This window comes from Candidatus Dadabacteria bacterium (genome assembly GCA_026706695.1).
Classification (GTDB): Bacteria; Desulfobacterota_D; UBA1144; order Nemesobacterales; family Nemesobacteraceae; genus Nemesobacter.
Window position 1 is genome coordinate 1 of sequence record JAPOYE010000078.1, and the last position, 15,840, is coordinate 15,840.

At 49.0% G+C, this 15,840-nt stretch carries 10 protein-coding genes; 5 read left to right on the plus strand and 5 right to left on the minus strand.

Translation table 11 applies throughout. The annotated features are described in order from the left end of the window. Positions 1-914: IS1380 family transposase (locus OXG10_05770; GenBank protein ID MCY3826871.1), on the plus strand; the 914-nt coding region annotated here is incomplete at its 5' end. Positions 915-1,130: 216 nt separating this feature from the next. Here the strand turns inward: OXG10_05770 and OXG10_05775 are convergent. The 5 genes from OXG10_05775 to OXG10_05795 all read right to left on the minus strand — a co-directional run bounded on the left by OXG10_05775 (position 1,131) and on the right by OXG10_05795 (position 6,208). Beyond that, complete coding sequence (locus OXG10_05775; GenBank protein ID MCY3826872.1) at positions 1,131-2,456, minus strand: ammonium transporter; 1,326 nt, start codon at positions 2,454-2,456, stop codon at positions 1,131-1,133. Positions 2,457-2,529: 73 nt separating this feature from the next. Further along, positions 2,530-3,312, minus strand: a complete 783-nt coding sequence (locus tag OXG10_05780) for an aldo/keto reductase (protein MCY3826873.1) — start codon at positions 3,310-3,312, stop codon at positions 2,530-2,532. A 90-nt stretch (positions 3,313-3,402) separates the two neighbouring features. Next, positions 3,403-3,915, minus strand: a complete 513-nt coding sequence (locus OXG10_05785) for a nitroreductase family protein (protein MCY3826874.1) — start codon at positions 3,913-3,915, stop codon at positions 3,403-3,405. A 100-nt stretch (positions 3,916-4,015) separates the two neighbouring features. Next, positions 4,016-4,627, minus strand: coding sequence for a YigZ family protein (locus tag OXG10_05790; GenBank protein MCY3826875.1), 612 nt, complete (start codon positions 4,625-4,627; stop codon positions 4,016-4,018). A gap of 198 nt (positions 4,628-4,825) precedes the next feature. Continuing rightward, positions 4,826-6,208, minus strand: a complete 1,383-nt coding sequence (locus OXG10_05795; GenBank protein MCY3826876.1) for a hypothetical protein — start codon at positions 6,206-6,208, stop codon at positions 4,826-4,828. A 204-nt stretch (positions 6,209-6,412) separates the two neighbouring features. Here OXG10_05795 and OXG10_05800 point away from each other — a divergent pair, with 204 nt between their 5' ends. The 4 genes from OXG10_05800 (at position 6,413) to OXG10_05815 (ending at position 15,396) form a co-directional block, all read left to right on the plus strand. Next, on the plus strand, positions 6,413-12,475 hold the full coding sequence (locus tag OXG10_05800) for an HNH endonuclease signature motif containing protein (GenBank protein MCY3826877.1): 6,063 nt from the start codon (positions 6,413-6,415) through the stop codon (positions 12,473-12,475). Between the two features lie 101 nt (positions 12,476-12,576). Then, a complete protein-coding gene (locus OXG10_05805; protein MCY3826878.1) occupies positions 12,577-12,831 on the plus strand; it encodes a hypothetical protein in 255 nt (84 codons plus the stop codon). 3 nt (positions 12,832-12,834) lie between these two features. Next, positions 12,835-13,662, plus strand: coding sequence for a toxin-antitoxin system HicB family antitoxin (locus OXG10_05810; GenBank protein ID MCY3826879.1), 828 nt, complete (start codon positions 12,835-12,837; stop codon positions 13,660-13,662). Positions 13,663-13,752: 90 nt separating this feature from the next. Further along, on the plus strand, positions 13,753-15,396 hold the full coding sequence (locus OXG10_05815) for a hypothetical protein (GenBank protein ID MCY3826880.1): 1,644 nt from the start codon (positions 13,753-13,755) through the stop codon (positions 15,394-15,396). Positions 15,397-15,840 lie beyond the last annotated feature (444 nt).

Here is a 15,840-nt window from a genome sequence, read left to right on the forward strand (position 1 = left end):
AGAATCCGAAGAAGATAGTGCTTGACATAGACATCACTGACGATCCCCTGCACGGAGAGCAGGAAGGCAGGTTCTATCATGGCTATTACAGGGAGTACTGTTACGCTCCTTCCTACATATTCTGCGGTCGTCACCTGCTGGGGTGCAGACTCAGGGAAGCGAACCAGGACTCCTCGGCGGGGGCCGTGGAGGAAATCGAAAGGATTGTCTCCCAGATTCGGGAGAAGTGGAAAAGAACTCGCATTATCATCAGAGGGGACTCGGGTTTCTGCCGGGAAGAGCTTATGAGGTGGTGTGAAGACAATGGGGTTGATTACATTTTTGGGATGTCAAAGAATCTTCGGTTGATGGGCTGGGTGAAAAAGGAAGTTCGCAAGGCCTGTATTGATCACAGGGAAAGCGGAGAAGCTTCCCGGCGTTTCAAGAGCTTCCGGTATTGTACGAAAAAGAGTTGGAGCAGGAGCCGGAGGGTAGTGTGCAAGGCTGAGCATCTTGAGAAAGGGGCCAACACCCGGTTTGTGGTGACGTCGCTTAAGCACAGTGAGTATGACGCGAAGACTCTTTACGAGAGAGTGTACTGTGCCCGCGGGGAGATGGAGAACCGGATCAAGGCTCAGCAGCTTGAGCTGTTCTCGGACCGCACTTCCACCCATTACATGCGCTCGAACCAGTTGAGGATGTACTTCTCGGCGTTTGCGTACGTACTGCTTGAGTGTCTGAGGAGAAGCGGGCTTAAGGGGACAAGGCATTACATGGCCCAGTGCGGGACAATACGGGTGAGGCTGCTCAAGGTCGGCACTTTGATACGCCAAAGCGCGCGGAGGGTATTGCTGTCGTTTGCCGAGAGCTATCCCTGCGGAGATTTGTTCCGCCATGTGCTCCGAAGACTTCAGGCGATTCCGCTCGCTCCGTAACGAATTCCAGCTTATCAGGACAGATGTTTGAAGTGAATGGGGGAGAATTGCGCCTTCATGGTGGCCGGGAGTGCAAATCCGGCTGCCGAAAGACACAAAAAGCCCGTAAACCGCTGACGTTGACCGGGAAAACGGTTCCGTCTTCAGATCAGTTCAGGAAAAACCCGGAATCCGGTCCCAAAAACTCTCCGCTTGCTCTTTTATGAGATATGCGGGCTAGATGCCGTAGTAACCCGACTCTCCGTGATCCGTTATGTCAAGACCTTCGGTTTCTTCATCCTCGGTGACCCTGAGTCCGACGAGCATGTCAACGACCTTGAGCACTATATAGCTTACTATGGCAGTGTATACAACCGCGAATATTCCCCCGTAGATCTGTATGCCTAACTGCGCCCCTATGTCGAGATCAACGATCGAACCGCCGAAAGAGTTCGAGGCAAACACTCCCACCAGGATGATTCCTACCAGACCTCCGACTCCGTGAACTCCCACGACGTCAAGCGCGTCGTCATAATTGAAACGGAACTTGATGTAAGTGGCCGCTATGTAGGCAAGCACAGAAGACGCGGCTCCTATGACTATGGCTCCAAGCGGTCCCACAGTGCCAGAGGCGGGAGTTATGGCTGCGAGACCCGCGATGGCCCCAGTCGCGAAACCAAGAGCGCTGGGCTTGCCCGACCTTACGCTTTCAAGGAATATCCAGGTGAGAGCGGCAACGCATGGAGAAATCTGGGTCACGACGACCGCCATGGCCGCCTGTCCACCGGCCGCAAGGGCGCTTCCCCCGTTAAATCCGAACCATCCGACCCAGAGCATCGCAGTACCTATCATCGTAAGAGTGAGATTGTGCGGAAGCGCAAGTTGTCTGGGGTAGCCTCTCCTGGGCCCGACCAGTATCGCTGCCACAAGGGCCGCGGTACCCGCCGTGATATGGACGACTATTCCGCCTGCAAAGTCAATCACTCCCTTGTCTCCAAGGTAGGAACCCTCCCCTCCCCAGACCATGTGCGCGATCGGGAAGTAACAGAATATCACCCAAAGGGCGGTGAACAGAAGCATAGCCGAGAACTTCATTCTCTCAGCAAACGCCCCGATTATAAGTGCCGGAGTGATAATCGCGAAGGTAAGCTGGAAGGCGAAGAACAGAACTTCGGGGATCGTCCCCGAAAGAGTATCGATACCCACACCGTTTAGAAACGCCTTTGAGAAGCCTCCCACGAAGGCGTTCATCCCGACTTCTCCCGCTACCATGCCGGTAGTGTCAAAAGCCATGCTGTAACCGAAAAACGTCCATATAACCGTTACGACTGCGGTAATGGAAAAGCACTGCATCAGCACCGAAAGAACGTTTTTTTTGCCGACCAGCCCCCCGTAGAAAAGCGCAAGCCCGGGAATCGTCATGAAAAGAACAAGCGCGGTTGAAGTCAGTATCCAGGCGGTATCGCCAGTATCAAGCTCGCTCGCCGAAGCAGGGTCGGTAAAAGAAAAGAAAGCTAAAACAAAAAAGAAAAACAAAAGTGAAAGCGTTTTTTTTAAACTCATCGCACACTCTCCTCCTCTTATTCCATATTCAAACCGCTAAGTATATCACATAATGGGACCGTAAAACGAAACTTCAGAATGTTTCATCGAGCATGCGCAACTGCTCCGGGGAAAGCCTCCATCCCGAGGCTCCGCAGTTCTCAACCGTTCTCGCCACCGAATCCGCCTTCGGAATCACGATGACGTTCTCCTGGCAAACGCACCAGTTAAGGGCAACCTGTGCCTCTGTTTTGCCTGTCTCAGCCGCTATCTGGGACAAAACACTGCCATGGCGGGATCGGCAGAGTCTTCCGGCGTCAAGCGGGGTGTAGGCCATTACGGTTACGTCATTATCCAAGCAGTAGGGAAGCAGCTCTTTTTGTATATTCCTTGATCTAAGGTTGTAGAGCACCTGGTTTGAGACTATCGGATAGTTAGGGAAATAGTGCTGGGCCTCGCGCATCTGCCTCGCGGAAAAATTGCTCACCCCGACGTAGCTCACGCATCCGCGGTCAACCAGCTTCTCAAGCGCTCTCATTGTCCCTTCTATCGGATAGAGGGGATTCGGCCAGTGTATCTGGTAAAGATCTATGCAGTCCGTGCCAAGCTTCTCGAGACTCGCCTCGCAGGATCTAAGTACGCTGTCGTGAGCAAGATTCCTTCCCGAAACCTTTGTCGCTATGATGACCTCGTCCCTGAAGGGACGCACGGCCTCTCCGACTATATCTTCCGTGTAGTACCCCTCGGCGGTGTCTATAAGCGAAGCCCCTAGCTTGATGCCCGCCCTCAGAGGTTCCACTCCCCCCTTGTAGTTCCACGTGCCGAGTCCGATCTCGGGAACGAGAACTTCCGTGTTTCCAAGCTTCTTAAAATTCATCCTGCGCAGTTCTTACACTTTGTGCCGCTAAGTCGCTCGTCCGAGTGGATGAGTTTGCAGACGGCCGGTGCGAAAAGTCCCGCAATCCCCTTATCTCGAAATTCTTTTTCCGTAACCGTCCAGATGAAAGACCTCGTCCGGACTTTTCCTCAACTTCCCGGTAGCGACCCGCCTTTTGTCGAAGTAACCGAACGGAAGCACGGTAAGAACATCGAGCTCTTCCGGCACTCCAAGATACCTTTTAAGCTCTTCCTTCTCTATTCTTCCTATCCAGCAGGACCCGAGTCCGTGGCTCCACGCCACTAAAACCATGTTCTGCGCGGCCCTAGTGCCGTCGATCTGGTGCCACTTGCTTTGCGGATCCACCAAAAGCACCACCGCGAAAGCCACCTGCACAATGAAGCTGCCGCTTGTGCAGTACTTTCCCATTTCCCGGAGCATTGCGCGGTCCTTTATAAGCACGAATTCCCACGGTTGATTGTTGTGGGCACTCGGCGAGAGCCTCCCCGATTCCATGACCTCCATGATGACTTCGTCCGGAACTTCCCCATCGAGGTAACTTCTTACGGAACTAAGCGATCTTACGCACTCGTAAACGTTCATAACCCCTCCACCTGCGAAATTGATTGAAGGTTAGTATACCGGCTTTGACCGTACGGCAGAACAGGGAACGGCACTCCCCAAGAGAGTGTAGCGTCTGCGCCTATGTCCAGACAAGCCTGGATTTCCCCCTGGTCAAGGAAGCAACCTTCTCTTCAAGGCTCGCGGCGACGCCGAGAGGTGCCGTGAAACAGAAGCGGACATCCTCCCCGCACTCAACGCTCGTTATCGTAACGCCCGACTTCTCAAACAGAATCCGTATGGAATTCTCATGCGCGTAGGAAAAAACAAGGTGTCCCGCCCGCACCGGGACATGGTCTTCAAGCTCAAGCTCCCCCAGAGCCGCCTTCAGGGAATCCGTGTATGCCCTCAGAAGCCCGCCGGGACCGAGCTTTATCCCTCCGAAATATCGGGTTACCACGGCCGCTATCTCCCCTATGCCGCTGTGCTCCAGAAGAGTCATCATGGGCCGCCCGGCGGTTCCCGAGACCTCCCCGTCATCCCCGAAACCCATATCCGTTCCCCCCGGGGCGCAGGCCAGAAACGCATAGCAGTTATGGCTCGCCGCGGGGTGAAGAGCCCTTACGCTCCCTATGAAATCTTCGGCCTCACTTCTGGTGCCCGCCCGCCCGACAGTTGCTATGAATCTGCTTTTCTTTATAATCCGCTGCGCCGTCAAAACTCCCGCAGGGACCTGATAGGAAACATCTTCCACGCTATCTGCCTCCGCCCAGAAAAATACCCTATTCTCGGCGGATTATCTTCTGCGGGTTTTTCACTGTATAATGATTTGGGAATTATATCGAAAGGTCACATTTCCTCAAAAATCTTATCCTAAAGAGGCTTATATACTTTCCTAATCCAGATGGGGTGGCAGTTCTGTCCACAATGTAATGCGGTCCATTTGAATATCTTAGGTGCGGTTTTCCTGTTCCGGAAAATCCTCTGCGTATCTTATGGTCTTTTGCATATTCTCGTTTTTAAAAAATCCGAAATTTTCGTTTTCCGTTTCGTAGAACGTTTGTCTTTCTTCCGTCCACTCGGAACAATCAAGGAGAATAAAGTCTCGAGAATTTCCATTACTGAACTTTGAAGCATACTGGCCGATTCCAATCACGGTATTTAGATTCGCAAACCTGTTCCTGATAACCCCGCATGCGACTTCGAGCATTTTTTGGCGAAGTGGACGATAACGGTTCTCGAAATCTCCGGTTTGCGGACATTTTAGCTGTAAAAATACGTACCCCTTATCTTTTTGCTGCGAGCATATGAATTTAACTTTGGGAAGGACAGTATGATCGGTTTCGGGGAAACCGCGTACCTCTTTCCGTATTTCTTCGGATAACAATCGGCGCACAAAACGTGGTTCTCTTGCCATTTCGGATACAAGATGCTGTCCTCTTTCTAAGTCAATATCGTTGAGTAAAGCCCCATCAAGCATATCTTGGCATACTTGCTGTATAAGTTTGTCCCAAAAATAGGAAATCTCATTCGCTTCTTTTCTCCTTTTATATGATTCTGATTTGGCAAAATATTCCCAAAGTCCATCTGCTGCTATGATAGAGGAGTTCGGATTTCCGGGGTTGATACGATATTTGTTCTGACTTTCGTCATAGCTGAGAAAGTAGTGCGCGAGAAGCTCATGTTCTCCGAAATACAGAAGAGACTCGCATGTGCCGATTGTTTTTTCCTTATCGTTTATGAACTCGGTGAAATCGGAGATAGTGTCAAGTTCACGCAGAACAGTTTCAACATTGGAACTGTCTAGAATATGGACGGGATCCTCTTTTTCCAATTCAACGCAGAAAGGTCTCTCTGCGGAGGATTGAGTGTGTTCTCCATAAGAAATGGCGAGGCTTCCGGAATAATCCTTGCCGGAAACCTTTCTCAGGGTTTCTTCCACTCCATGGGCGACGACGAACTTATGAATTCTCGCGTTTTCCGGAACTACGATCGGCAATCTAGTTTCGCGCTTGCTGTCTATGAAAATCGGCTTTCCGGTTCTGATATATCTTTCAGCACCCTTTAAAGTTTTGATTTGCTTATCAATAACTTCTGTTTTCCATCGTTTCCAGGTCACTGATATACCTTTGCTGGCATTATCGAATTTTCTGCTTTCCCTGTCAAAGAAAATAAAGACATGCTCCTCGAACACGACGATCAGGTCGCAAAGTTCTTTTCTGTCGTTTTTATACGGATTTGGGTAGCTCCAGAGTTTTAAAAATGTGTCCTCGCAAAGCTGAGAAAGCAATTTTTCTGTAGGAGTGCTGCCTCCGGATTTATGAATTTTCGTCATTGGATTTTCCTCCTGTTCGATATTTTTCATTGAAGTGCCACTTGCAATAATCTGAGGAACAGAGCCCATCCCAGTTAACCTTGCGGATCTGGTTCTCTACAGACGTAACAGGTTCGGCATGTCGGAATAGTATTCTATATGATACTATAAATTTGACAAATCCTTGTGTATGTTCAATAATAGCCCTAAGGAAACAGAACGGACATGACCAAGCCGAAGCGACGTTACACACAGAAGACATTAAAAATCCTGTTTACCCTGAGCGGAAACCAGTGCGCGTATCCCGGGTGCACGAATCCTGTTGTTGAGCCGGCTACCAGGTATTCCCGTGAGTTGGTAAACGGGCGGATATGTCATATCCATGCGGTCGGAGAGAAGGGTCCGAGGGGAAAGCCGGGATTAACGCAAAAGGAACTGAACTCTCCGGAAAATCTTATTCTGCTTTGTCCGAACCACCATGCGATAGTGGACGGCCAGCATGAATCCTATCCTGCCGAAGAGCTTAGGCGCTGGAAGAGCAACCACGAAGACAAGATGCGGAACCGGGACTCCTCGGGTTTAGGAACTGTTGCTTCAGATTCCTTTTTTCGCATACAGGCTTCGACGAAACTTGTTGATGAAAGAATTGAAGAGGAACTGGAGAAGCTTCGAAAATCACGTTTTTTTGCGGCATTCGACAATATCCGCTCTTCGCAGAAACTTGCGATAAGACTTACGGAAGGAGATCTCTCTTTGGGAAGCGTCTCCGTAAGAAGCCGGGCACTTGCGTGGTGCGCGAGATTCTTATCGCTTACGGAAAAATCAGAAGAGGCGGAAAAGTGTCTGGATCTGGCAAAGAATCTTGAGGACTGTGCGGAAATCACAATTGCAGAAGCTTTTCTCTCCTCGCGTAAGGACGGAAAGGAAAGTGCTCTGAAGATTCTAGCCGACCTCGACCTGCCCAAATGCCGTTCGGCCAGCCTTATGATAGTCGCGAACCATGAAGGCGCGCGGGCCGCTATTGACTGGTTGAAGGCTGCCGGTATTGAAGTGGCGGACTTGGATTCCGATGGCAGATATTTTCTTCTGAACTTGTTGCTTGAACTCGCCGACTGGGAAGCTGCCCGCGGATGTGTTGATGAGTTGACCGACGAGAATGTCCGCGAAGCTCCAGCGCTCTATTACATGATGGCGATGACCTGCCTGCTGAGAGCAGTACCTGAAGAATTCCGAGCCTCGGTGTTCAGGAATCCGCCTTTTCCCGCGAGGGATTTTCCGCTGGCTTCGGATGAAACTTCAATTCGTGAACGCTGGAAAGCTCGGAATTATTTCGTTGAGGCGGGAAATATCGCTTGGGACCTAAACTATTCCGGGGCGGCGAAGATCTGTGAAGAGTATGCACTTTGGCTTGAGCTTGCGGACCCCGACAGGTGTGGTGAGGGAATGCGACGGCTGGAGACTATGCTTCGTGACCCGAAGTGCGCTCTCGGAGTTGTTCACCTTGCCATTGAATTTGGAGTTGATCTGGACCGCCAGAAGATTGAGCGGGAGATCGAAAAACAGACCGCCCTAAGTGGCCAAATTACTTTTGATGCCGCGAGGGCACGACTTGCTCTCATCTTAACGGAGAAGAACCCAGAGGATATTGCCGACCGGATAGAACGCTACGAGGATGAGCTTGAGTGCTTCTCCAGCAGGAGGTCGCTGCGGTTGCTGAGAATCGAGATGCTTTCTCGGGCCGGACTGCCCGAGAGGGCCAGAGAATGTTTAAGCATGTTCAGTCAGCATGAACTTTCGAAGGCCGAGCGCGAAAACATTCAGGAAATGATTTCTGCGGCGGAAAAAGACGATACGGTTGAGTTTGCCAGGGGGCAGTTTGAAGAAACGGGTTTTCTAAAGGACTTGAGAGCACTGGTTCTCGACCTCGAGTCTAGAGGCAGATGGGGAGATCTTTGCAGATATGGGGAAATTCTTTTCGAAAAGACTTCCTCTTTGCCGGATGCGGAACGGTTAGTGAATGCCTTGAGCAGAAAGAACAGGACTGAAAAGCTCGTTGAGTTTATAGAAGCGAACAAGAAACTGATTGACCGGTCTGAAAACCTGCGAAGAGCTTATTGCTGGGCACTGTATCGCGAAGGCGAACTTCTTGAATCCAAATCTATGTTAGAAACGCTGAACCATGATCAGGATGAAGAAAGCTACCGCGTATCGAGGATCAGTCTTTCAGTCTATTTGGGGGATTGGAACGAACTTCCCACCATCATTGCCGATGAGTACTCAAACAGGGACAAAAGAACCGCGCGGGAATTAATGGAGATGGCTGGACTTGCTGTAAGGTTAAAGCTGCCGATTGCGAAAGAACTCGTAACCGCAGGCGCCGAGAAAGGGGAAGACGACATTGCCGTGCTGTCTACTGCCTATTTGCTGGCTTCGGAAAACGGTTGGGAGGATGATCCGAAAGCGGTTTGGTGGCTCCGGAAAGCTGCTTCGCTCTCCGGTGACGATGGTCCGATCCGGTCGGTTTCGTTTAGAGATATGGTCAACCTGAATTCGGAGTGGAATCAGCGGAACCACGAAATCTGGAGGCTGTATTCCTCTGGAGAAATTCCGATATTGCTTGCCGCTCACTGCCTGAACAGATCTGCGGTCGAACTGACGCTTTTTCGTGCTCTAGCCAACCTGTCGGAGGTGGACCCGAGGCGAAGAGGAGTAATTCCGGCGTATAGCGGCAACAGGTCTCCGGCGCACATCGATATCAGCGCAGCAGTTGGATTTGACGCCACGGCGTTGCTCACCCTAGGTTTTCTGGGTCAGGATCTGCTTGAAAAAGCTTTAGACGCTTTCAAAACGGTTTATATTCCCCTTTCAACGCTTGCGTGGCTTTTTGAGGAAAGAGAGAGAGTTGGTTTTCATCAGCCAAGCCAGATAAGAGATGTGCGAAAATTGCGCGATCTGCTCGCTACGCAAAAGATTGAGAAACTTACGCCCAGTACCGTTCCCGAAAGCGACTTGTGCGATCAGATAGGATACGGTTTGGCCGTTCTGATAGCCGAGGCGGAAAAGAAACCATTGCATGACGATAAAGTCCAGCACCTAGTTGTTATGTCATCTCCGGTTTACCGGGTTGCGTCCATGATGGAGGAAGAGGCCGACTTGACGGGGCACGAGCATGTGTTTTGCAGTTGCGGCTCCGTTATCGATAAACTGCGTGAAAAGGGCAGGATTACGGAGAAGACCAGGAGAAAAGCGCGTGACTATATGCGGATTCATGAGAAAGATTGGCCGAACCAGCCGGAAATAGCGGATGGAGCGGTATTGTATCTGGACGACTTGTCCGTAACTCATTTCCTGTATCTCGGAGTGCTTGAAGAACTGCAGGCCGCAGGTTTCAGGCCCGTTGTTTCCCCGGGAACCGTGTCCGAAGCGGACGAGCTGATTTCTTACGAAAATATTTCCGGTGAAGTCGGCAGTATTATAGAGATCATACGTGCTGTACTGAGTTCTCGGATAAAGTCGGGCAGAGTAAGACTGGCCAGACATTTCATAACTGATGAGACGGACGACCCGCTGCTGCGCAGGTACCCGATAGCCGACATATTTTCCTTGGTCGATGACTGCGCCGCAGTCATCGTGGACGACAGGTGCATAAATCAGAATGCCAACATCAGCAGCAAAGGCATCCAGGTTCCAGTATTTACAACGCTGGATGTTATTGATGAACTGGTCTCATCGGATTCAATAACCCAGGAAGACAGGTTTGAGCATAGAGCTCGGCTTCGTCGGGCAGGGTATTTCTTTGTTCCCATAATTCAGCATGAACTTGAGCACCATCTTGCCGCTTCCGCGGTAAAGGAAGGTGAAGTTGTCGAAGTGGCTGAGCTTAAGGCCATCAGGGAAAACATACTTTGTATTCAGATGAGCGGATGGCTTCAGTTTCCCAAAGAGCATTTCTGGGTGGATACGTTCCTGACAGCCTTTGTGCTGACCCTCAATGGCTTATGGAGTGCCGGAAAGGATCTGTCAAATGCGCGGGCACTTTCTGAATGGATTGTTGAATCGGTTGACATGCTGGGCTGGTTTCAGAGTCTTGCCGACAAAAACAAAGACGGCATGAACCCGATCGAGTATGAGGCGCGGGGAGTTAGGATGCTTATGATCTCGACTAGGGTGTCACCGGAAGTTTTGAAGGACTACTGGGCGTGGATTGAAGATCGAATTCTGTCCCGGATAAAGGAACAGCGTCCCGACCTGTATTCCCGTGTTCTCGAACAGTACAAGGAGAATATCCCAAAATTGGTAGAAATGGAACTGGCTGAAAACCCTGAGATCAGGAACGATCCGGAAGCTCTGTCCGGGTTGGCGGATGCGGCGTTGCATCTGGCGCCGCCTATGTTTCGGGAACCCCTTCTTCAGGAATCGGATTTTTGCGAAAAGTATGAACTTAAGACATACCAGACTGCTTCCTTCGGAACGCCCGAGGTTCGGTTTCAACATTCCGGATTGTGCGCCGCCGCCCGGAAAGTTCTTTCGGGCAAGTCCTCTGCACAGGTCACGGACGAGAATGGTCGTAAGTGGGAACTGAAGAACATAAACGGGAAAGGTCAGTTGCCGGAACTCATGCTTTTTCATGAAGACGGGATGTATCCCCTTTCCCTTGGTTTTATTATGCTTTCCTCAAAAAGGAAGAGGTTGCGTTTTTTCGAGGAATTCGCTTCCGCGTTCAATCTGCCGGAAGATGCGCGGGACAGGTGGCGAAGCGTTCTGGAAAAACGCATCCTTGAAGAGAAAGAAATCCAAGCGTTCGAAAACGATTTTATCAATACCCCGGTAGACATAGTTCAATCCATACATAAGATTTCCGCGGGCGGGACAATAGATATTTCCTTTTTAGTTCCGTTCTCTGAGAAATACTTTGAGAGGCTGGTAGGAAGATATGACGGGAGCGCCACGGTAGAAAATTACGCCGCTGCCAGTGTCAGAAACCTTTTTAGAGAACTGTCCGCGTGGCGGCCATACGAAGGTTTCCTGTTAAGCCTTCTTCTGTCGTCGCATTCAGCCCTGACGGATGAAATACAGGTTGAGCATCTGGATCCAGGCGAGCTTACCCGCGCCTTTGACTTCCTGGAAAAACATGGAGACAGGCTCTCGCAACTTGGGGCGATTGAAGTCGGATTGCGGATTGTTCAATCGAGACCAGAAATCGAGGCTGCTCTTGTTAAGCTCGTCAAAAAGATCCGCGATGATGACGTTAACGGAAAATCCAGCGGCTTCAAGCACATCCAGGCACTGTTCTGTCTTGTAGATGGAGAACTTTCAAGAACCCATCTATTGTCTTCGAAACCGCCTTTCTACAGAAGACTAGCGGCATTGTCCCAGGCTGCGTTAATTAATCGTCAGATGGCTAATTCACGTGCCGATATCGATTCGTTCTGTCAGTCGGCACTTGTCATTCGTGCGGGGGAGAGCTATGTGCAATCACTTGTTGATATGCGTCTTGAGCCCCGCTGGGTTCCGAATTTTTGGACTCCAGAGCAAATCAAGGCGACTTTTCTCGGTCGTATTATGGCGGCGGCGGTGAGATACAGGCAGAATATCGAGAATTCCGAACTGTACGGCCTCATTCTGGGAACTGGTACCGAGAGCCTTCAATCTGTAGGAGTTCCTTTTTATTATTACCTGCCGGGGCCGTTAGAGGGAAATACGGAACTGGCAGAAAGCCTGCCCCCGTGGGCGGGTATTGCCATAGAAGAACAGGTAAATTCGGATAGGCTTAGTCCATTATCATTTGGCGCCCTTGTGAATTCAGGACGGAATTTTCTTATCGGCCCGCATCAAACGGAACTGGTTGTAAGAGCTCTCAAGCGTGCCGACTATCGAATTGCCAACCTGCAAGATAGGTCGCAGCTTATCGCTGTACTGGACGGATTGGCGGCAGTTGCGGCAACTGCGAGGAGTCGCAATCTGGCGGACGAATTACGAATCCTTGTGCGTAAATACAGGCATGATGCCCAATATCCCGTGCCGGTCGCGGAGGATGTCAAAATTTGCCTTATGGCCGCCGCAAGTCATACCAACCCGGATGAGTGGAGGGTGTTTGTCAGTGACTGGATGACGGAATTGGCGTTCGGCGAAATGAAAAGAGAAGACGGGGAACTGCTCCGTTTACAGTTGCTGTATCTTTGCCGGATAGTCCCTGAATTACGGGTTTCCTGCGATAAGGCTTGGGCTGCCTTAAAGGCTTATAACGCTCTGCCTGCTGAATTAAAATCCAAGGGGAGTTATGAATGAATTAACCCTGATGCGGAGGAAACCACAATCATCTTAGAAAGATCAGAGGTTTTTATATGTTATTGTCTAATAAAGGTGGTGAGTGAGTTGAAGAGAAACAAATGTCAAAAAAGCGACGCAACAGGCTGTTTGCGAAAATCAGAGGAAATACTAAGAATGTCACGTTTAATGAACTGATAAAACTGTTTGAGATGTTCGACTCCGAGATTGAACCACCCAGGAGAGGTTCTCACTACAAGATTAGATTAAAAGCATACAGGCTGACGTTGCCGAGACCTCATGGGAAGCATGTGGATGAGGTATATGTCAAAAAAGCAATTTCTATGTTTGAAGAAATCATAGAGAATGAGGAGTAAAAAATGCAGAAGAAAGTCAAAGACTTGGATTACTACATGAGCCTGAGGTATGAGACAAGAATACAGAAAAGCGATACCGGATATTTTGCGGAAATACCGGATCTGCCGGGTTGCATGACTTTCTGTGAAGAATTTGATCAGCTCGAAGAGATGATCGAGGACGCTAAAAAGGCATGGTTTGAAATGAGCATTGAAGACAATGTGGAAATCCCCGAACCCAAGGAAGACAAGGACTTCAGCGGAAAATTTCTTCTCAGGTTGCCCAAAAGTCTTCATAGGAAACTCTCGAATCAGGCGGAGAGGGATGGAGTAAGTTTGAACCAGCACATTCTGAATCTGCTTTCAGAGGAATCCTCTGCCCTGGAAACCATGATCAAGATAAGAGACGCAATTACGGATGCGGACGAATCCGAAAAAGTTAAACAATATTTTTCTTCTGGGACTTTTGGAATGGCAATTCCAATTTTTCCTGCCCCTATATGGGATACTTTCGCTTGCGAACTTGATATGGCGGAGTCTTTCCCAGGTTTTATGGATGTGAGGGCAGGTTCTGACACCAATAAAGCGACAATGGATTATTTTGGGCTACCAACTCAACTTGCTCTCGGCGCTGAATTTTCACACCATGAGTCGGATTGGGAAGAAGCTTTGCCTCTTCAATTCGGAAGCCAAGAGACACTTCAAATCTTTTCATCATTAATGAAGGTTGCAGCTCCCGGCATCCGTGCAAAAGCGAAATTGAAAGACAGCGGTTCCGAACGAAAACGAACACATAATCTTTTTCTGTCTTATATGCAAAACAGACTTTTACACACCCTTCAGGACAGATGAAACCGAAAGCATCAGCAAGGTCGACGATCAGATCATAGGTGAGATCGGGCGTTCCCGATTTACTGTTAGAATTTGGGTGACTTCAGAACAATGAAATCCGGCGACCAAAAATTGATAAATCCGCTTCTCCTCAAGCTACACACACAACGAATTAAAGAATTGCTTTCAATATTCCCGATACTCCAAGCAGCCGAAAGCACACAATTCATTTCACTCTGGAAGTATCTTGAAACGCGTCCACAACGATTTTTCTCCACGGACGCCTTCCAAGTGTTCTTGGATAAACTAATCGAGTTGGAAAGGGAACATAAAGATGCTCTATTTCAACTGTTGGATGAACATAATGCTCAGATCAACAACGCTTATAGAAACGTCAACGAAATATGTGCGTTTGATTGGCACGATGAACAAGTACGGGGTAAAAATGACTATGGTCGGCTCATTTTCATCGATCAAGACTTACACCCCGCTTATCTCCGGTTAGTTGAAGCTGCCTTTCGACCCTTGCTGCGAATCGTCGCACATTTTTCCCGATTGGACCGAGGAAAAAGTGTTGAGGATCTAGACTTGTATCAGATTGTTCAAGAACTAGAATCTACAAGCTTTCGGAGCGTGCTACCTCCATATGATCGTTTGATGCGAAACGGAATAGCCCATGGGGGAGTAACTTACTCGGCGGATAGCGTTATTTATGAAGACAAGAAGGGCAATCGGCAAGAACTCGACAGCAATAGCATTATTCGCAAATTCGATGACTTATTGGATGTTTGCAATGGCCTCTTGCTGGCCTTCTCTATATTCATTCTTACTCGGAAAGACTACCGCTACAAGTTGCCGGTAAATTTGTTGATAGAGGAGTTAAGGGCGGAGACAAAAACACCGTATTGGGAAGTTGATGGCTGCTTGCCATCGACGCAAATCAATGGAACTCAGCTAATAATCTACGCCCGTATAAACACTATGGATGAGCAAAAGGTCTATTTCTCTGTTTTTCAAACGGCAATAATGGTCGAGAAGATTGCCCCGGGCTATGATCGCTACTTTTTCTCCCTTCGTTCTGAGAGACATTTACCTGGATTTGCGGCGTTTGACGGTGGCAAACTAGCCGAGCATAGAGTGAATAATAGTCAACTAGAGCAATACAGCGATGTCCTAGAAGACAATCTTTTATTTTTCGTTCCAAAGTTAAGTCTCCCGAGAATATTGAAAAAAATAGAGACTCTGTGGTTGTCCTATAGGATTCATAAACCATCGATAGCTTCTGATATTCGTCAACAACTTGGATGGATTAATATGGACGTCAGGAACACAGAGATACACCGGAATGCTTGGGGAGTCGTTCTTAACGCTGACGTTGTAGTCGCACGAGAAGTTGGCATTGTTGATCAGAAGCTCATTAAGCGGAGTTGCCGTAGAGTGGTAAATAAGGCCCTCAAGGAAGCTAGAGGAAAACTCTCTTTCCTTGACGTGTGTCGGTATTTGCCGCTTGGCTTTTGTAGAATTTCTGTATATCAAAGAGATTACCGGGCCCGTCGGCTTTCAGGTTTCGGTCTGGGAACGAACCTAATTTGCACTGTTCAAGTGCAGCGTATCAGACGTATCAAGTCTCCTGATATAATGGGTGCGACGGTTGAGGTTACGGGTCGTTATAGAATAGCTTGGAATCGGAACTGGTTGGAGGAAGTAGACAGGTGTACAAACGATATGTCTAGTGAGATTGATTTATGCGACTAGTCATGATGATTTAACCTCTCTTTTGTGGTTCGGGGGCAACTCTGTTGCTTGTCCGACTTGATAACCAAATATCTCAATTGAGCGGGATTCACACGGTCAAACGGACCATCTTCTGTTTCGCCATAGTAGAGGATGCAATCGACCCTGTCCCATTGTCTGTTGTCCATAGTTTTGGGATTTGTTGCCTGAGCAATCCGTCAGACCCAGAACAATCTTTTCAGCAATCCTCGCTTTATCGGGGTCGTTCTTAAACATGGTTTTGGGAATTGCATCTAAAAAGTCACATTTTTTCTTATTTGCTCTGACAAATGAGGATTGATAAAATGCAAGGATGGAATTTTGGATGTCAGAGGCGCTTCATTCAAGACCTTGGTGGAGGGATATTCTAATGGGCACTTCTAAAAATTGGTTTACGTCTCAAGATCGCGGATAACTTTCCATTTC